Genomic DNA, 18,783 nt, shown 5'->3' on the forward strand with positions numbered 1-18,783 from the left:
GACCATCCCCGCGGGTGCGGGGAGCAGGCTGGCCGACCGGCGATGTACTGGCGGGCCTTGGGACCATCCCCGCGGGTGCGGGGAGCAGACTGGGTGACCTGCGGCTTTACTGGCGCTGCAGGCCGTTTTCGAGCACTTGCTTTGATTCCGGCAAATAGGGCATACGTGGCTCGAATTGCATCAGCCTCTGCCGAAGCGTCGGCGTTTGGAGGCCCTGCTCCAGCCGGATGGCGGACCGCTCCGGGGAGTTGGGGCGGCGGCGGGTGCGTTCGGGTCTGGGCGGTGGATCAGGGTGATGCCTTCGTGGTCGGTCGGGTGCCAGGCGTGGTCGTGGGTGCGGAAGGTGAAGCCCTGCTCGTTGTTCGTGGTGTGGGCCAGCAGGGCGCGGCCCTGGTCTGCGTACTGGCGGACCTCTTCCCAGAGGGCGTCGCGGACCCGGGCGGAGGGGTTGCCCACGAATACGCCGGCGGAGATCTCCAGCAGCCAGCGTGTGAGGAAGCCGCGTAGGCCGGCCGGGCAGTTGGTCAGGACGATGACGGTCACCAGAGCTCGTCTCCGTAGTCCTCTGGACCGTCGTAGTTGACGCCCGCAGGGACCTGGTGGCCGCGGTCGCTCTGGAGGGTGACTACGTCCCGGTCGTCGCCGAGGGGGAGGGGGCCGGCCGGGTCCGGGAGCAGGAGGTGTTTGATGTCGTCTACGCATCGGTTCAGCAGGGACGTTTCGTTGATGCGGTCCCGTAGGGCGCGGCGGGTGCGCGGGCCGGTGTCCTCTTCGTCCTGTGCGGCCACGTCGAAGGCGAGCGGGATGCCGATCTCCGTCTTGTAGAGGTCGGCGACGTCCAGGACGAAGGACAGTTCGTGTCCGGAGTGGATGAAACCGAGGGCCGGGCTGCAGCCCAGGGAGGTGACGACGGCGTGGGCGATGCCGTACATGCACTGGGCGGCGGCGGTGATGGCCTGGTTGACGGCGTCGCCGCTGGTGAAGTCGCCGGGGGTGTAGCGGCGGCCGCGCCAGGGGACGCCGGTGCGGGAGGCCTGGGCCCGGTAGCAGTCCTTGACCCGCTTTCCCTCGCGGCCGAGGAGCTCGTGCCGGGTGAGGCCGGCGGGGTCCTCGTCCGGGAAGCGCAGCCGGTACATCGCTCGCGCCACGGCGAGGCGGCTGCGTTGACTGGCCCATTGCCGGGCCTGGGCCTCCATGAGGGCGGAGGAGCGGCTGAGGGCGCGGCCGGACGCGTAGTAGCGCACGCCGTGTTCGCCGACCCAGCAGACCGCCGCACCGGTCTCACCGAGCACGCTCATGGCCTGGTGGGTGACGCGGGTGCCGGGGCCGAGGAGGAGGGTGCCGATGGTCGCCGAGGGGATGTGGGTGGTGCCCTCCGCGTCCTGAGCCGTGATGGCGTTGGCGTCGCGATGGACCGTGCAGCGTTCCAGGTAGACGAAGGAGAGGCGTTCGCCGGTGCGGGTGAGCTGCCTGGGAGTGAGCGCCGGGCGGCGGGAGACCGTGTTCATGGCCGTGCGTGGGTGGGCTGGGCGAGGGGCGCCAGGGTGAGGAGTCCGCAGCCGTAGGCGCGGGCCCGGCCGATGCCCTGGGTGAGGGTACGGCGCAGCGCTGCGGGGTCGGTGACTTCCAGCCGCCCTTCGAAGGTGACGGTGACGACGGTGACCGACTTGCCCCGGCGGCCGTCGGAGTCGCGGGACTTGTCGAAGGCGAGGGACCGTGTGTCCTGTACGGCCAGCTCGTAGCGGTCGCCGGGGTGGGGCTGCTTGTGGTGGGTGGTGCCGTCGGGCAGCAGCCGTCGGTCGGCCGGTTTCTCGCAGACGCGGAAACCGAGACGCTTCTGGCGTTCCTCGTCGACCAGCCAGCGCATCTGGTGGACGGGAGTGAGGTGGGCGGTGAGCTTGCGGGGTTCGCCCTCCTTGCGGCGGACCGTGTGCACGGGGTTCGCGGTCAGCCGGAACGCCCAGCGGTCGCCGACGGCCAGGCGGTCGAGCAGCGGGGCGTAGGGCCGGGTCTGCCAGCCGGGGTTCTCGGGGCCGGCGACGGCGGGCCATCCGGCCTGCTCGACCAGGTGCGTCAGGTCGGGACGGTCGGGGCTGACGACGTACAGCAGCACCTCGGCGCGGGCTCGCTGGTCCAGGCGCCACAGCACACGCGGTGCGTCGGGCCGCGGGCTGTCGGAGGGCAGGATGTGAGGGAAGGAGGACATGACGGCCGCGTGCATGGCCTGGGGTGAGGACAGCAGGCGGCGAGCGCCGGGCCGCGCGGTGTTGACGCGGAAGCGGGAGAGGAACATCAGGCGCTCTCATTCTCCAGAACGTCGAGGGCTGCGAACGGGTCGTGTGCGCTGTGCGGGCTGCCGTCACCGGCGGGAAGCGGAGTGGGTACGGCGGTGGTGACGACGGTGCGCAGCGCGTGCCGGCGGTGGGCGGCGTCGAAGCTGACCGGCTGGTCGCGCAGGACGTCGGCCGACTCGGCGGATTCGGCGGCGGTGGTCTCGCGCAGCACGGTCAGGCTCTGTGGGGGCCGGTGGCGTCTGCGGTACCAGGCGGAGGCCTGCCACGGCACGCTCGTCAGCGCGTCCTCGAGCGTCGTGTCCTCGTACCGTCCGAGATCGACCGGCTCGGCGGGCGGACACGAACGCCGGCCGAGGTACGGGGGGTAGACGGGGACGCGCAGGGCGTCGTGCAGGCCGGTGAGGAGGGTGTGGTCTCCCTCGACGGCGGCGACGAAGACGGCGTCGGCGAGGTAGAACCGCTCGGACAGCGGCATCGACGCACCGGTGACACCGTGGTGGGCGGTGTGGAAGTCCCGGATACGGGTGCCGGGCTGGTCGATGCGGACGCCGAACCGCAGTGCGGCCAGAGGCGCCAGACGCGTGTCGTCGCCGCGTTCGACGCCGGCCGCCGCGGCGAGAAGGCCTACGACGCCGCTCTTGGTCGGGGCGGATTCGGTGGTGCGGCGGGTGAAGCGGGAGGAGGCCCCCCAGGACTGCAGGGGGCCTGCCAGGCGAAGGACGAGCACGCCGGTGCGGCTCATGCGGGCTTCTCCAGGCGTTCGGCGACGGCCTGTCCGACGGCGGTGGCCAGTTCGCGCAGGGTGTCGGTCTCGGTGCCGAGGTCGGCGAGCTTCTGCGTGGCGGGACCGACACGCAGTACCCAGGTGAGGGTGGTCTCGGGGTCCCCGTAGGCGCGCTCGACGTCGGACGCGTAGGAGGCGAGACGGTCGGCGGCCTCGCGCAGATGTCCGCCGCCGTCGCTGCGTACCGGGTCCTCGAAGGCGGCGACGTAGCTGATGGGGCGTGTGGTGCGGAGCTTGACGACCACGGCGTCGGGCTCGGTGTGGTGACCGAAGGTGTTGATCTTCCCGGTGGGGAGCGAGTCGACGAAGGCCTGCACGAACGCCTCGACGGCGCGACGGACCGGCTCGGTGCGCGGTTCCTCGTCGCGCAGGCCCTGGCCGAGGTTGTCGGCGAGCAGGTGTACGCCGAGGGCGGCGTAGCGGTAGAGGGTCGCGGAGTTGAAGTCGACGGTGCCGATCATTCCGGCGCCGGTCTCCTCGTCCTTGTTCTTGTCGTCGACGGCCGTGTAGTAATCGGACTCGTTGTCGACCCGGTGGACGCTGAGGGCGTGGGCGACCTGCACGGCGGCGTCCACGTTGATGTCGGCCACGTCGGCGACCATCCGGCCGAAGAGGGCGATGTCCACGGAGTGCCGGGTGTCCGCCAGCTCCTTGGCCCGGGCCTTGTTCTCCTTCGTCTTCATGAACGCCGTGATGTCGTCCGCCCCTTCCAGCGCGAGGCGCGCCAGGCCGTCGAGCTGCCGGGAGCTGAGGAAGACGAGGTACTTGCTCTCGGGGGCGGGAGCGGGACCTCCGCCGTTCTTCGCCTGGTCGGCCTTCCGCTTGGGGACCTCGGTCTTGAAGCCGGCGGCCCGCACCGTCTCGTCGGCGAGCTTCAGTGCCGTCTCCTGCGCGACGGACTGGTCGAGGCCGGTGATCCGGTCGGCCAGGAGCTCCACGATCTTCTTGGTGCGCACGCCCAAGTCGGCGGGGTCGAGCAGGTGCTCGTCCTTGAAGCAGGTGCGGATGGCCCGCTTCCACGCCTGGCTGGAGACACGGGCGCGGGGGACTCCGCCGTAGACGGCCGTCTTGGGCGCGCCCGTGTCGTCCCGGTTGAGGTTGCTGGGCGGGACGGTCTGCAGGGCGTGCACGTCCAGGAAGATGCGGTTCACGAGGCGTCCTTGTCGGTGTCCGGGGTGGTGTTCTCGTCGGAGGACGGGGCGGTGGTGCCGTCGGGTGTCGGCCGGGTCCGTCGCTGCTCGTGGAAGGAGCGGCCCCACCGGCGGCGTACGGCGGCGGGCCCGTCGGGCCACTGCCAGACGTAGAGCTGGCCGGCGAGGAGTGCGTAGTCGAGCGGGATGTCTTCGCGGCGCAGCAGGGCGACGATGTCGCGCAGGCGCTGGGTGAGTGTGGCGAGGTCGGGGGCGGTTCCCGCGCGGACCAGGCGCTTGCGGACCGGTTCGTCGACGCCATCGGCCGGCATCAGGCGCCGGACCGCCGCGCCCAGACCACCCGGCCGCTCACGCGTGTGCCGGCGGTGCATGGGGGCCCCGCGGGACTGCTGGTGGAACGCCCACAGGGTGAGGGCCGCGTGCAGCGCGTTCTCGGCACGCACCAGCTCCTGCTCGCTCAACGGTCCCCTGCCGGCGACCGGAGTATGGAGCGGATCGGTGTCGATCAGGCTCCACAGGTCGGGTGTCTCGCCCGCCTCACGGCCCGCACCGCGGCGCAACCGGGCGAGAGCGGCGACGGCGTTGGACCGGTCCTTGAGGTAGCCCTCCTGCCAGGGGGCGATGTGTGTGGCGGCGAGGTCCGCGACGCGCTGCTGTACCGGGGCGTCAGCGGGCAGGGCGGATGTGGATGCGGTGGGTGTCATGGGTGCACCTCCGGGTCGGTCGCGGCGTGTTCGGTTCCCGACGGGTCGGCAGGCTCCGGCCCGGGCGGACCCTCGTCGGCCGAGACGGCGGCCTTCTCGCCGGAGCCGGGGGAGTCCGGCGCGCCGGGGTCTCCCAGCGCCCTGGCCAGGCCTCCGCGGAACCAGACGTCGGCCAGTCCGGCGTTCAGCCAATGGACGCCGCCCTTGTTGTCGGTGTGCATCCGCCCCTCCCAGGCCGCGTCCCCCGCGCCGGCGAGGAGACGGTCACCGAGACGGCCCACCACCTCACGCACCTGTCGCTGCCAGGTGCTCCGGTGCTCGAAGGGATCGGGAGCCTCCGCCATGTCGGACAGCCAGCCGCGGTAGCGGTGATCCAGCGCGTCGAACCCTTCGGCCCGAGCGGCGGCCTTCGGCCCTTCCTGCTCGGATCCGGTCGCCCGGGCCAGATCGGCCGCGAGATCCCCCAAGACCCGCACCGCCCTGTCGGCGTCCTCGGCCGCAGCGGTGGCCTGCGCGGCGTAGGCGGGGTCCTGCCCGTGCAGCAGGACGACCGGCATGGCCAAGCGGTCGTCGACCACCTCGTCGACCACGGACTGCTGGGTCCCGTACCTGACACCCACCACCCGGGCACGGACGAGGAAACGACGGGGCAGATGGCCCTCGGTCACCAGCCGAGCCACCCACTCGAGGGCCCGCGGCCGCAGCCGCGACGGCCCCTCGGCGCCCCCGCCCTCCTCCAGCCGATCGGCGAGGAGGGCGGCGATGCCCCGCCAGGCAGAGCGGCCCGGATCGTGTTCGAGCGGCAGAAACACCGGCGACCGCCCCAGCTTCTTCTCCTGCGCGGGGCTGCGCCGCCATGCGGTCATCGGCTCGCTGCGGTGCAGGTTCCGGGAAGGGAGGGGATCGCCGTAACCGAGGACGACACCGTGGACGCCGTCCGCGTCGTGGTGCAGAAGCACTCGGCGTGACTGCCAGGTGTACAGATCACGCATGCCGGTCGCGGCCCGCCCGTCGGAGCCCGGCCCGCAGGGCTCACGGCGCCAGGCCGGCCGGTCGGCGGCGGAGAAGTCCAGCTCCTCGGTGTCCGCCGCCACCAGGTTGAACAGCAGGGTCTCGCGCAGGGTGTCGCCCTCCACGAACACGCCGCCCAGCCCGCCTGCCCAGCCGGTACCGAGCGGGTACACCTTGCCGCCCTTGACCCGGTCGTCGCCGGCCATGCCGGTCTTGATGCCGGAGGTGTCGTAGGCGTGGACGTGAACGATCCAGCGCGCGGCCTCGGCGAAGGACAGCCGCTTGACGTTCGGCATCCGCGCGCTGAAGAACGGTTCCCCGGCCGGTACGTCGGCCACGATCCGGTTGAGGGAGAACACCTCGCCCTTCGCCGTGCGCAGCCCGGCGGTCTGCATGAACGGTGCGACGGGGCTCAAGAGGTCGAACCGCTCACGCTGCTGCTCCAGGTACGCCTGGACCGGAGCGAAACAGTCACGGTCCCCCCACAGGTCCGCCCAGTCCTCGATGTCCCCGGGACCGTCCAACGCATCGTGCGCGACGGCCAAGAGGAGGCGGACCAGGGAGAACTCCTGAGTGGCCAGCTCACCCACGACGCACCGCAGATCATCGGCCTGGGCGAAGACCTGACCGAGCGACAGCTCGTCCTGGGAGCCGTTCCGCCGCAGGACACGAATCCACGGCCGGCTGGTCAGATCGAAGGACGACGCTTCACCCCCACCCACGCCGGCACCGGTGGGCTCAGTCGTCTGCGTCACGGGTCACCTCAAGACCGTCACTCGGGCTGTAGCGGAGTACGAACCCTGCCAGGTGGGTCTGACAGTCCTCGTCGAGAGCGAGAATCAGCTGGTCGGAGAGCCAAGGACTGTTCTTGCCCTGCCAGTTGGTCAGGTACAGCTGCTCCAGTTCCTCGATCGCGCGGTCCATCGTCTCGCCGGAGAACTGCAGGGGGAGTCGTAGTCCGCAGCTCGCCGCCGTACGGGCCGCGAACGGTGTCGGTGTCGCGTCCTGCGGCAGTTCGATACCTGCGCGCCGACGTCCCTTGCTGTCCGGTTCGAGCCGCGGCAAGGTGGCGAGACTGCCGTCGCCGCGCCGCTGGACCACCACGACCTCGAGGCTGTCCCGGCTGTCGCGGACCTGCGCACGCCCTGTGGGAGTGTCGTCGGTGTCTCCCACGCCGGCGGCGACCCAGCCGAACAACGGCCGTCCCGGTTTGCCGACGTCCCCCAGACGGAACACGGCGGCACGTTCGGCCTGGTCGTCGCGGTGCCGCTCGAACCGCTCGCCCGCTGCCTTCATGGCCTCCTGCCAGTGGTCCGGCCCGACCGGGCTGTCCCCGTACGCGTTCTGTACGAGGGTGCTGATGTCCGTCGGGAGCCGTACGGGGCGCCGGGGCCCGCCGTCCAGGTGCGGGAGGAGCACCGCGGCCGACCGCAGCAGGGCGTGCTGCCCGTACACCGCGACCGACCCCCTCACCGGAGCGGGTACGTCCGCTGTCCAGTCGGTTCCCGTCACCAGGCAACGCGCGATGCGCAGGCGTTCCGGCCGCTCTCGCTGGGCCGCTCCGCGCCGGTGGCGGTGCAGGCGGCCCATGCGCTGCAGGAGCAGGTCGACCGGGCACAGGTCGCTGACCAGCAGGTCGAAGTCGACGTCGAGGGACTGCTCGGCGACCTGGCTGGCCACCACGATGTGCCGGCCCGAGGGCCTGGCGTCCGTCTTCTCCGGCGGCCCGAAGAGGCGGAGCAGTTCCCTGTCCTTGCCCGCCCGGTCGAGGTCGACGAAGCACGAGTGGGCGACGGTCACGTTCTCGGCGCCGAACCTGTCGCGCAGCGCGCGCGCCGTTTCCAGCACCCGTTTGACCGTGTTCCGGATCACCAGGACGCACCCGCCGTCGGCCAGCTCGCTCTCCAGGCGGTCGGCGAGGACGTCCAGGCCGTCGGCGAGCCGCTCCAGGCGCACCTGCGAGGACCGAGCGGACGCCTGCGGACTGCGAACCATCGGAACACCGCCCGGAGCGACGGCGGTCAGCAGCGGGTACGCGTCCGGCACAGCCGCTTGCGTTCCCCCGAGGGACACTGCTTCGTCCCGACGGGAGTACGCCGCAACCAGCTCACGCCTGCGTGAGGCCGGCAGCGTTGCGGACAGCACCACCACCGGCACCCGGTACGCACCCAGCCAGGACAGCACCCGGTCCAGGTACACGCTCATGTACGTGTCGTAGGCGTGCGCCTCGTCGATGACGACGACCTTCCCGGCCACAGCGAGGTGCCGCAGCGCCAAGTGCCTGCTCTTCAGCCCGGCGAACAGCAACTGGTCGATGGTGCCCGCGACGAACGAGGCCAGCATGGCCTTCTTACGGCCCCGCAGCCAGGCATGCGCCACGAGCTCGGCCCCCGCGCGGTGCTGTTCGTCCGGCTTTTGCCGGGGCGCGGTCGTCGCTTCGTCCACGCCGACTGCCACGACCTGTCCCGTACGGGCCATCAGTCCGGCGAAGTCCTCATTGAGTGCCGCTTTGGAGTGGGCCAGGTGCACCGAACGGCGCGAGCCGGCCACCCCTGGCAGCCGGCCCAGCCAGTCGAGCAGCCGGGGGAACATGGCGTTGCCGGTGGCCATGGTGGGCAGGGCGAAGAACACCCCGCCCGCACCCGAACGCGCCGCGAAGATCTCGGCCACCGCGAGTGCGGCCTCCGTCTTTCCCTCACCCATCGGCGCCTCGAGGACCAGCAGACCGGGCGTCTCCATCTCCCGGGCGAGTTCCACGGCCGCTTCCTGGACGGGGCGGATCTCGGCTCCCGCCGGCAGTTCGAACCGGGAGGCGAGCAGTTCCTGAGCGCTGCGGCCCGGTTCCTCGGCCTGCCACGGTTCCGGCAGGTCGAGGCCCTGCCATGCCGCGGCGAGGCGCTCATGGTCGGTGCGGGATGCGCCGTCGGGGAAGTACGGGAAGAGGTCCGGATTGCTGGCGATCCAGTCGGAGACGATGACCAGCGCGGTGAGCAGCACCTGCACCGGCTGCGGCAGCCTGACCCGCCGCCATTCACTCAGTCGCTCGACCACACCGAAACGCTCGGCACAGGCGTCGAGCAGCTCGGTCTGCACCGCCCGCCAGGCCCCTCTGCTCGCACCGGGAGTGCGCAGCAACTCCTCATGCTCGTAGAGAGCCTTGATCTGACCATGCTCGGGAGGCACACCGTGATGCCCACCCACAGCGACCGTGAACTGCCCGGTCCGAGCGGATGCCCACCCGTGCCGTTCCTCCAGCCATTCCCCCAGCAGTACCTGTCCGGCCAGACCATGAGGCGCGATCCGACGATCCGGTCCCAACGCGCGCCTGGAACGCATCTCCAGACCCTGATCGCGCATCGCGTCGGCGAGCTGCTCGACCTGACACGCGAACGCCGGGGTGGCCTTGCCGATGTCGTGCACACCGGCAAGCCACACGGCAAGAGCACGTGCGTCCGGTTCCCCCTGCGGCAGCGCCTCGGCGATCAGCTTCCGCACCCCTACGGGCAGCCACCGGTCCCACAACAGGCCGGCCACCGCGGCACTGTCCTCCATGTGCCGCCACAACGGCAGCCAACCATCGGTGTCGTAGTCGTGTTTGGCCCATACCGACCTAGCCGGCTCCCCAAGCCGACACAGCAGGCCGGAACGGGCGTTCCCCCCATCCCTCATGAGGGATTGATACAGGGGGAACCCGGTCTCACGCGCCGAAATGAGAAAACAGAACGATTCGTAGGAAGACGGCGCCCTCAAGTCGTATGATCATCGGTCGATCCTGGAAGCGCCTACGGAGTCAATTGTTACCTGGTGTCCCACTTGCCGGAATCTGTGAAAGTCGCGGAAAGTACGTCCCTGCGGCCATAAACTCGCAGGTCAAGCAGTCTGCTCCCCGCACCCGCGGGGATGGTCCCGGCGGCGCGGGTCGGGCGGCGCCGGGGCTGTGCTGCTCCCCGCACCCGCGGGGATGGTCCGAGAAGAGCAACTTCCACGTGAGCGGACCAGGCCTGCTCCCCGCACCCGCGGGGATGGTCCCAACTGCAGCGGGAACGAGGAGCCAGGCACGCCCTGCTCCCCGCACCCGCGGGGATGGTCCCTACGCGGGGCGCTGCTCTCCCTCGCCCGCGAGCTGCTCCCCGCACCCGCGGGGATGGTCCCACGAGGCAGCCACTGTTCGTACCTGGCAGATGCTGCTCCCCGCACCCGCGGGGATGGTCCCCGCAGGTCACAGGCTTGCGGATCGGGAACGAACTGCTCCCCGCACCCGCGGGGATGGTCCCAGGTCCCGCGTCCGATGCTGTGCCCAAAAGCCCTGCTCCCCGCACCCGCGGGGATGGTCCGCCTCCGGACGAAGACGACTGATCCGCCCCGATCTGCTCCCCGCACCCGCGGGGATGGTCCCTGGTCCCCGAGGTTCGTCGCCGCCCGCTTCAACTGCTCCCCGCACCCGCGGGGATGGTCCCCAGACGGAGCCCGACTTCTGGGTCCTGGAGTACTGCTCCCCGCACCCGCGGGGATGGTCCCAACCAGGGGGCCACGGCGCAGGTGCAGTTCCTCTGCTCCCCGCACCCGCGGGGATGGTCCCTGGGGCCAGATGGTGCGCACGGCCTCCTGTCCGCTGCTCCCCGCACCCGCGGGGATGGTCCCGGCGGCATCGGCTTGGCCCCGCTCGGGAGGGACTGCTCCCCGCACCCGCGGGGATGGTCCCAGCACGGGCACCACGTGGGACCCGACCCCGGACTGCTCCCCGCACCCGCGGGGATGGTCCCCCGGGCGATATTGAGGCCTGGCCTGTTTGGGACTGCTCCCCGCACCCGCGGGGATGGTCCCCCAGACACCGGAAGGACCCGAGTGATGACCGCCTGCTCCCCGCACCCGCGGGGATGGTCCCGGGCGGGGCTTCCTGTGCGTCAACGACGGGCCCTGCTCCCCGCACCCGCGGGGATGGTCCCTCTTCCATCCGGGTCGCGAGGTCGCGCACCCGCTGCTCTCCGCACCCGCGGGGATGGTCCCGCCCTTGAAGCTCACCGGCCCGCAGACCAAGGCTGCTCCCCGCACCCGCGGGGATGGTCCCGAGGCGAAGCAGTGGGCCGCGGCGGGGGCCGTGGGATGGTCCCTTGTCGCGACCCGGGAGCGCGGGCGGCTTCGCCTGCTCCCTGCACCCCGCAGGGATGGTCCTTGCACAGGTTCTCGGGCAACGTTCTCGTGCAACGAAGTGCCATTCCGTCGCAGCTCGGCCAGGAGTGGGCGTGATGCCGCGTGCGCGTTCAGACGCAGCCAGGAGCGGAGTGTCTGCTGCTGGCTGCGCCTGAAGGCGTACGCCCTTGGCGGGGTCCTATCTGACGGCTCGGAGTAGTGAGGGAAGCACGCTTCCCTCGTTTAGCTCTCCGGCTACGACGGTCACATCATGGAGAATGAGGCCGCAACCCAGAGCATCCCTACCAGAACGCCGCCAATCCCCACATACCGAAAGGTCTCACGCGTAGCCCTTCCGGTGTTCATGGATGAAGCGTAGAAATCGAAAATCCGGTTGGCGATTTCTTTGATATTGGCTATCAGGCATACTCCGAAGCCGATCAGAGCGAGCCCCGCTATCAGGAGGAACATGATTCCTTCTCTCCGCCCGTTAGCGACTGAACCACGGGCCGCCTCCCCGTCAGTGACCAAAGACGTACCACTCCGCCACCACGGCGCCGGCTCCTGTCAAGCCGAACAAGACACCTACTCCACCCGGAGGGCTAACCGTAGTCACATCCGGGGCATGAGACCGAAAAAGATGGCAAGTAGTCCAACGAATACCCAGAGCCACCCCAGTAGTCTGATGAGTGACGGTCTCCAGTTCCCGCTCGCCGTGGATGCCGCCGCTGATTCAGACAGTCGGTCCCTCGCGCCGCGGTAATTGACAATGACGGAAGAGCCAAATAGGAGGACTCCGGAGCCGAAAAGGGCGGCGAACCCGCCGAATGAAAGAGAGAACAATCTCATGCTTGCGCCTGAATCAGGTGAAGATTGCGAAAACTACCCCAAAAAGGGTCATGAAAACACCCAAAATAGAGGCCATTACGCCGACAGCCTTGAAGGTGCCCGGCACTTTGGTATCTCCTGGCGCGATATTGATGGGTGAAGCTGCCAGGCGGTCGCGGAACCCGCGATGGTTCGTGGCTAGCGCCAGTCCGAAGGTGAGGCAAGCAAGCCCGAGGATTAGTGGAATGATAAACATGGAGAACAGCCCTTCTATTTCTGTCGCGTCGGAGGCCGTCGGCCCGAGTGCTCGCTTATCGGGCCGACGGCAAGAAGGTAAGAATCAACTGCAGCCGAGCCGCAGCGAACAACCCCAGGTGTAGTTGAGTCCTGTCTCAACTCCTCCTTCGACGCCGGGGCCCCCACCTACCTCAGTGGCCCATACCGGCTCGCCCTTGCTGTTCCTCACCCATGATCCGTCGAGATTGAAACTGGATTCATGGCTGGCAAGACCTCCGATTCCGTAGTGCGCGGAGACTTCCTTGTCCCAGCCCCAGCCTCGGAGTTGGTCGAGCGAGTCCGCGTTACTCGTCAGTCCCGTGAGGTCTGCCGAGAGGCCCCCTCCGACCCCGGAGATCGCCGGAGAACCACTCACGCCGAGATCCCAGTCCCCGTCGGCGTTACGGCTCACCATAACGCAGCCCCCCAGAGTCCCCATCAGGACCGCTCCTCCGGAAACGCTAATGCAAGCGCCCCACGTGTTGGGCTCAGTTCCCACGCCGATAACGTCGAGTACTTTACCGAACCAGTTCTTGTTGGCCTCCGGCTTGGGCTTGGGGCCGGGGTTGGGGGCAGGGCTGCCCCCGGAGGTGGACGGTACGGTCCTCAGCCAGCCCTTGGGTGCGGGCGTGGAGGGCAGAGTGATGTTGCGGCGGCCCGGGATGCCTCCGAGGCCGGTGGGCTTCATGCCCTTCACGAGCGGGGGGCGCTTTCCGCAGCGGCAGGCGCGGACCGGTCCTTCGCTACCGCTGCTGGCCTTTTTGCCGCTGCTGACGGGGACGCCGTTGCGGCAGTTCTTGATTTCGCCGGTGTGGCATCCGGGGACACCGAGGCCGGTGGGGTCCGCGACGGTCTGCGGGTTCTGAACCGCGTAGCTGTAGCCGTTGAGGGTCTGCCCGATGCCGGTCTGCAGGAGTGGGTCGACGCTGATGAACTGTCCGATCTCCGGGTCGTACTGGCGTGCGCCGACGTGGGTGAGTCCGGTGCCGGTGTCGGTGGTCTTGCCGAGGAAGCCCTTGTCGTCAGGCCATGCCGATCCTGTTGCGGTGCCTCTGGGGGCGCCGAACGGGGTCATGTAGCGCCGGGAGTAGGCCTGGTCAGTGGCGTCGATGGCAAGGGTGGCCGTGCCGTGCGGGTCATTGACCAGATAGCTGAGCTCATTGCTGCCGCTCTCGTTGGACCGGACGGCGACGGTCACATCACCGGAGCCGTAGCGGCGCTGGGCCCAGGCGGTGCCGTCGGCGCGAAGGTGAAGCTCCGTCGCGCCCGCGTAGAGGATGCGCTCTCCGTCCTCGGTGTCGCGGACGAGGAGGGTACCGTCCGCCCCGTACAGGTAGTCGGTGGTCTTGCCGTCCTCGGTCAGGCTGGTCAGCTTGCCTTCCTCGGACCAGGCGAGGTCCTGTGTGGCGGTTCCGTCGGGCCGGCTGGTGGTGTTGCCGGTGCTGTCGAACGTGAAGGCGCGGTCGGGGCTGGTGCAGTCCGCCGTCGTGCTGGTGCCGGTCAGGGCGTGGGGCTGGCCCTCCTTCTCGTAGCAGTAGTTCGTGGTGGTGTTGCCGCCGGCGGCGTGCTCGGTCTGCGTGGTGCGCTGGCCGGCGTCGTTGTACGTGTAGCTGGTCCAGTACGGGGCTCTTCCACCCAGGCTGTGCGCGCTGCGGGTGTCGGAGCACTTCTGGGAGGCGGGGGTCCACGCTCCGGTCATGCGCCGGTGACCGTCGTAGGCGAAGCACTGGGTTTCCGCTGCTGCGGTGCCGCCGAGGGTGCTGGTGTCGGCGATGGAGGTGACGTTGCCCGTCTGGTCGTAGGTGTAGGCGAGGTTCTGCAGCTTGTACGGGTGGGTCTGGTCGGTGACGTGGCTGCCGAGGAGGCGCTTGGTGCCTTCCTCCCAGAGGTTGGTGACGTACGCCTTCTTGTGCTCTTCGGTGTCGGCGGTGCCGAGTGTCAGCTGCCGGGCCTGCCCCAGGGCGGAGTAGTCGGCGTCCAGGAGGTAGCCGGTCTTGCCGACGATCGAGGTGACCTGTCCGGTGGCGGTGTACTGGTAGCCGACGACCTCGGAGGGCAGTCCGCCGAGGGCGGGTTCCTTGGTGCTCTGCAGGGTGCCGTCGATGTTGTAGTGGCCCTCGAACTGCAGGGTGGTCGGTGCCCCAGCGGCGACCAGTGGGTCAGAGCCCGGCAGAGTGAGTTCGGTGGTGGTGGGCCGGTAGAGCTTGTCGTAGGCGGTGACGGTCTTGGTGTAGGCCGTGCCGTTCTTGCCGCCGACGTAGCGGGTGCTGGTGTCCGGCTGTCCCTCCAGGAGGGCGTCGTAGGTGAAGGCGGTCAGTTGGCCGGCATCGGTCTTCGATCCAGCCCAGGTGCCGGTGATGCGGTCGAGAGCGTCGTAGGCGGTGATGACGCTCTTGCCGCGGGAGTCGGTGGTCTGGGTGAGCCGGTCCAGCTGGTCGTAGGACAGACGGGTCAGGCCCTTGTCGGGGTCGTCCGCGCTGATCTTGCGGCCGAACAGGTCGTACCCGTACGTCCACCGGGCGCCGTCGGGCCCGGTGACGCGGGTCTTCAGGTCGTCCAGCGTGTACTGGAAGGTGCTGGAGGTGTACGAGGCTGTCCCTGTCCCGCCGCCGAACTGCGGGTCGGCGGGGCTCGTGCCCGCGTACTCGCGGGTTTCCACGGTCCGGCCCCGGGCGTCGATGAGGGTGCGGCTGGCCGAACCGCCCTTGAGGGCCGTGGTGGCGGTGGAGTCACCGGTGTAGCTCGTGGTGGTCGACCACTTCTTCACCCCGTACACGTACAGAGTGCTGGTGGTCGGGCGCTCCGCGCCGTCGTACACCGTCTCCGTCTGTGTGGGGGCCTCGCCGTACTCGGCACGGGTGTAGGTGCCGTTCGGGGCGGAGGTGGTGTCGAAGATGTCCTCGTACTTCTCGTAGGCCAGTCCGCGTGTGTCGTAGCGGGTGTCGGTGAGTACCCGGCCGCCGAGCGGGCTGGGGGTCTGGGTCTGCAGGGGCCGCATCATCGCGTCGTACAGCTCGTAGCTCGTGCTGTAGGTCTTGCCGTCCTTCTTCAGGGTGGAGGTGGACACCCAGGACGGTGAGCTGCTGCCGAGGTGGTACTTGAAGGTGGTGTTCGCGCTGTAGCCGCCGGCCTTGCTGCGGTTGGGCAGCCAGACCGCGGTGAGGCGGCCGAGGGCGTCGTAGGTGGACTCAGTCTTCTTGGCGTTCGCGTCGTACACGCGCACGGCCTGGCCGTGCCTGGGGTCGATGTACGTGTCCGTCACGTGGCCCTTGGGGTTGGTGACGGTCGTCTTGGTCAGCGGTCCCGCGGTGGCGGGGGTGTAGCGGGTGTGAGTGGTGTTGCCGTCGGCGTCGGTGACGCCGACGGGGCGGCCGAGAACGTCGTAGGCGGTGGTCGACGTGGTCTGCCAGCCCGAGGCCGCACGCAGCTTGTCCGGACCCGCCGTGGCGTTGTAGCCGGTGGCGCGGCCGGTCCAGGTGGCTACGCCCTTGGTGGGCTTCTGGGAGGCTGACCAGGTGGTGGCGTCGGGATTGTCGTAGACGGTGGCGGTGTCGGACAGGACGTCACCGCGGGTCTGGGAGTTCGCGGGCAGGTTCAGGCTGGTGTCGATGATGGAACAGGACCGGCCGATCGTGCGGGTGCGGGAGACGAGGTCGTTGATGCCGGCCGCGTCGTTGCGTGCGTACCAGGTGCGGGTGCAGGTCTCGTCGCCGCCCTTGCCGATCTCGCCGGAGTCGCCGACGGTGACGGGCATGCCGTAGTCGTCGTAGGAGGTGGCGAGGGAGCGGGAGCGCCAGGCGTCGGCGGCGGACAGATACTCGTAGGTGGTGGACTTGGCGGTGCGGACGTAGCGGGCCACGTGGTCGGCGGCGCCGGGCGCGCTCTGGCGGGCGGTCTCCTTGGACCACGGGTCGGTGACTTCGACGGTGATCGGTGTCGAGCCGTTGTAGGTGACGTGCTCGCGTCGTATGCCCTGAAACTGGTCGCTGTCGGTGATGCTTGCGACGCCGACGGACGGGGAGGCGAGCGGGGTCACGGAGACGGAGCGGGTGGTGCCGTCCTTCTGCTTGTCGCCGTGCATGCCCTGCATGTAGAGGGAGACAGTTTTGGAGCGGGTGGTTTCCTTGGCGCCGGTGTGGACGGTGACCTGGCGGTAGCCGCGCCAGTCGGACCAGGTGCGTTCGTCCTTCGGGGTGAAGGGGTTGTCGCTGTGGTGCCAGGCGGCGCCGCTGTAGTCGTAGGCGTATTCGACGGCGTCGTTGTTGCCCGCCGGGTCCGAGACGACGACGGCTTCCACCCGGTACTTGTGGAACCAGTCCACCGACGCGTCCTCGGCCCCGTTGACGTTCCAGTACTGCGGGAAGCAGGAGCGGGTGTTGACGTCTTCGGCAGCGCCCTGTACCTCGCTGCGCGTGCACTCCGGCGAGGACAAGGTCACCGTGGTGATCGATCCGGTCTCCGAGGTGACCGTGGCGATGCGGGGCCGGGTCAGCGGGAGGATGTCATCGGTGCCGTCCACCCGGTTCTCGCGCCACTGATAGGTGAACGACACCGGGGCGAGCGGGATGGCGGTGCCGCCGGCCTTGCCGGTCCGTTTGATCGACTTCAGAGTGAGGACGTGGTCGGAGGTGTCACCGATGTCTCCGCCGTCCAGGTACTCCTGCGTGAAGTCCCAGGAGTCCACCGGGTCGTAGTCGCCGCCGGCGGCGTTGTAGGAGAAGGTGTCGATGCCGGTCAGGCGCTTGCGGGAGAAGAACGACGGACCGGTGCCCAGGCAGTCGTCGTCGCCGTCGGTGCAGATGGCGTCGAAGGGGACGTCGGGCCAGTTCTTGGCCGTGTCCTTTGTCAGCGACGAGCAGTCGGACGCGGTGCACCGCTCGGCGTGGCTGAAGGTGACCTTGGCATCGGCGTCGTCGGTGAACAGCGCGCCCTTGCGCAGCCCGTACTTGATCTCCTTCAGGTAGCCGCCGCGGGTGTAGGAGGCGTTGGCGGTGGCTGCCTTGTTCTTCTTGTAGTGGTTGGTCTCCTTGGCGTACCAGTAGGTGGAGGCGTTGCCGTGGGTGTCCTCGACGTAGTCGAGGTTCCACCGCCAGGCCTGGGTCACCGCCCGGTCGCCGAAGGAGTCGCCGCTGCTGTAACCGGGCTCACCGGAGTCGTCGCCGAAGACCGGCACCGTCCACGTCGAGTTCGTGCGCTGGCTGCCGGCGCCGTCGAGCTTGTTCTTGCCGAAGACGTACCTGGTGCCGTCGCCGGTGACGACGGTCCAGTACTCGCCGTTGTCGTCGCCGTTGTCGGCGCCGGTGGAGCGGGTCACCGTGGAGGCGTCGTCGTTCGCCAGCCGCCAGGTGCTTTCCGCGTCGCCGGACTTCTTCACCAGACGGGTGGCCTTGCCGTTCAGGACCAGCTGGGCGTTGTCGTACTTCCAGCATCGGTCGTTGGCCTTGTCGTGGCCGTCGTCGTCGCAGGAGCCGTAGGACCGCTCGATGTAGGACTCGGTCAGGCTGAAGCCCTCGCCTACCGCGCTGCCCTGGTTGTTGGTGGCGGCGGTGCGGCCGTCGACGCTGCCCGAGTCGTACGACAGGGCCAGCTCCGGTGTCGGCCCGGCCGCCGCGGGCGGCATGCTGATGTCGTAGTTCCAGGTGAACGAACCGGAGTTGTCCCCTGCCTCCCAGGACGAGGACTCCGAGAGGTCGGTGGCCGAGTAGTCGCCGGCGCCGGACGGGGACGCGCCTGCTCCCGGTGAGGCGGCGGTCACCGCGAACACCGCGGTCTGTGTGGAGGCCGCCGCCCGCGCCAGCTGAGTCGAAGGACCGGTGTCGGTCTCGGATAGCTGAACAGCGGCCGTGAGGGTCTGCTGAGCGCGGTCGTTGTCCGACGTCACCGGAGTGGTGGTACGGCACGCCGCCTTGTCCGGCGTGTCCAGCACACAGCCGGGAAGGCGAACGAGGTGCAGCCGGTCGGCCCAGTCGCCGCCGACCGCGGAGGCGAAGCTGCTGTAGTCGATGCTGAGCTGGGCCTGCCCCGCCTCGTCGGCTTCGGCGGTCAGCAGCACGCCAGTGATGCCGGCCTTCTCGGCGGCTTGCTGGCCAAGGACATGGATACGGGCTTCGGTGCCGGACGCGGCGCTGTTCTTGCCTCCGGACGGGCTGACGGTGACGGGGAGGCCGCCGGGCTTGGCCCTGCCGCGCTTGCCGGCACGGAGTTCGACGATCGCATCGCCCTGTTTTGGCCAGGCCGCCGCCCGCTGCTCGTCCTTCGACCGTCGAGCGCGCTCAGCGTCCGCCTTCTCGCCCTGGGCAACCTTGGCACGGGCCTTCCGAGCACCCGGTCCTTCAGTCTCCTTGACCTTGCTCACTCGCTGACCAGGAAGATCCGGTCGGCCGAGCCCGCCCTCAGCGGCCTGCGCCGCCACGGGGGCCAGCCCGGTGGGGACGGCGAGTGCCAATGCCAGGACGGCTGCCACGGTCGCACCGCGCCCTCTGTGCCGATCACGTCTCTTTGTCGTGCCTATGCCAATATCCATGTCTATCCGTTCCGCCTGCGCTCTCCGGCGTCGTCTGGGTCGGCAAGTGGTGTGCTGGAACGTCGGGTGTGGCACCGGCCAG

The 18,783-nt window shown here is 69.5% G+C and carries 11 protein-coding genes and 2 CRISPR repeat arrays (1 of these 13 cut by a window edge); all 11 genes read right to left on the reverse strand.

Going from position 1 to position 18,783, the window contains the following annotated elements; translation table 11 throughout:
• Positions 1-88: a CRISPR direct-repeat array (repeat unit 29 nt; unit sequence GGGACCATCCCCGCGGGTGCGGGGAGCAG); it begins 1,409 nt to the left of the window's first position.
• A gap of 92 nt (positions 89-180) precedes the next feature.
• A complete protein-coding gene (cas2e, locus tag M6G08_RS35525) occupies positions 181-543 on the reverse strand; it encodes a type I-E CRISPR-associated endoribonuclease Cas2e (protein WP_272591579.1) in 363 nt (120 codons plus the stop codon).
• Positions 540-1,508, reverse strand: coding sequence for a type I-E CRISPR-associated endonuclease Cas1e (cas1e, locus tag M6G08_RS35530; RefSeq protein ID WP_272591580.1), 969 nt, complete (start codon positions 1,506-1,508; stop codon positions 540-542). The genes cas2e and cas1e overlap by 4 nt, the downstream gene beginning before the upstream one ends.
• Entirely contained in the window at positions 1,505-2,293 is a 789-nt protein-coding gene (gene cas6e / locus M6G08_RS35535) for a type I-E CRISPR-associated protein Cas6/Cse3/CasE (RefSeq protein WP_272591581.1), read from the reverse strand. The genes cas1e and cas6e overlap by 4 nt, the downstream gene beginning before the upstream one ends.
• Positions 2,293-3,036, reverse strand: coding sequence for a type I-E CRISPR-associated protein Cas5/CasD (cas5e, locus tag M6G08_RS35540; protein ID WP_272591582.1), 744 nt, complete (start codon positions 3,034-3,036; stop codon positions 2,293-2,295). The genes cas6e and cas5e overlap by 1 nt, the downstream gene beginning before the upstream one ends.
• Complete coding sequence (gene cas7e / locus M6G08_RS35545) at positions 3,033-4,229, reverse strand: type I-E CRISPR-associated protein Cas7/Cse4/CasC (protein ID WP_272591583.1); 1,197 nt, start codon at positions 4,227-4,229, stop codon at positions 3,033-3,035. Before cas7e ends, cas5e begins: the two co-directional genes overlap by 4 nt.
• On the reverse strand, positions 4,226-4,933 hold the full coding sequence (gene casB, locus M6G08_RS35550; protein ID WP_272591584.1) for a type I-E CRISPR-associated protein Cse2/CasB: 708 nt from the start codon (positions 4,931-4,933) through the stop codon (positions 4,226-4,228). The genes cas7e and casB overlap by 4 nt, the downstream gene beginning before the upstream one ends.
• Positions 4,930-6,699: a type I-E CRISPR-associated protein Cse1/CasA gene (gene casA / locus M6G08_RS35555; protein WP_272591585.1), complete on the reverse strand. Its 1,770-nt coding sequence runs from the start codon at positions 6,697-6,699 to the stop codon at positions 4,930-4,932. The genes casB and casA overlap by 4 nt, the downstream gene beginning before the upstream one ends.
• Positions 6,683-9,613, reverse strand: a complete 2,931-nt coding sequence (cas3, locus tag M6G08_RS35560) for a CRISPR-associated helicase Cas3' (RefSeq protein WP_272591586.1) — start codon at positions 9,611-9,613, stop codon at positions 6,683-6,685. Before cas3 ends, casA begins: the two co-directional genes overlap by 17 nt.
• 210 nt (positions 9,614-9,823) lie before the next feature.
• Positions 9,824-11,012: direct repeats of the CRISPR family, unit length 29 nt; unit sequence CTGCTCCCCGCACCCGCGGGGATGGTCCC.
• A 326-nt stretch (positions 11,013-11,338) separates the two neighbouring features.
• Positions 11,339-11,545, reverse strand: coding sequence for a hypothetical protein (locus M6G08_RS35565; protein WP_272591587.1), 207 nt, complete (start codon positions 11,543-11,545; stop codon positions 11,339-11,341).
• A gap of 391 nt (positions 11,546-11,936) precedes the next feature.
• Positions 11,937-12,158, reverse strand: a complete 222-nt coding sequence (locus M6G08_RS35570) for a hypothetical protein (protein ID WP_272591588.1) — start codon at positions 12,156-12,158, stop codon at positions 11,937-11,939.
• An 84-nt stretch (positions 12,159-12,242) separates the two neighbouring features.
• Entirely contained in the window at positions 12,243-18,701 is a 6,459-nt protein-coding gene (locus tag M6G08_RS35575) for an RHS repeat-associated core domain-containing protein (protein WP_272591589.1), read from the reverse strand.
• Between the last annotated feature and the right edge of the window lie 82 nt (positions 18,702-18,783).

The organism is Streptomyces sp. M92, from assembly GCF_028473745.1.
Taxonomy (GTDB): domain Bacteria; phylum Actinomycetota; class Actinomycetes; order Streptomycetales; family Streptomycetaceae; genus Streptomyces.

Coding starts and splice junctions, on each gene's coding strand:
- cas1e (WP_272591580.1), bottom strand. CDS start 1,508: ATGAACACGGTCTCCCGCCGCCCGGCGCTCACTCCCAGGCAGCTCACC.
- cas6e (WP_272591581.1), bottom strand. CDS start 2,293: ATGTTCCTCTCCCGCTTCCGCGTCAACACCGCGCGGCCCGGCGCTCGC.
- cas5e (WP_272591582.1), bottom strand. CDS start 3,036: ATGAGCCGCACCGGCGTGCTCGTCCTTCGCCTGGCAGGCCCCCTGCAG.
- casB (WP_272591584.1), bottom strand. CDS start 4,933: ATGACACCCACCGCATCCACATCCGCCCTGCCCGCTGACGCCCCGGTA.
- cas3 (WP_272591586.1), bottom strand. CDS start 9,613: ATGAGGGATGGGGGGAACGCCCGTTCCGGCCTGCTGTGTCGGCTTGGG.
- M6G08_RS35565 (WP_272591587.1), bottom strand. CDS start 11,545: ATGTTCCTCCTGATAGCGGGGCTCGCTCTGATCGGCTTCGGAGTATGC.
- M6G08_RS35570 (WP_272591588.1), bottom strand. CDS start 12,158: ATGTTTATCATTCCACTAATCCTCGGGCTTGCTTGCCTCACCTTCGGA.
- M6G08_RS35575 (WP_272591589.1), bottom strand. CDS start 18,701: ATGGATATTGGCATAGGCACGACAAAGAGACGTGATCGGCACAGAGGG.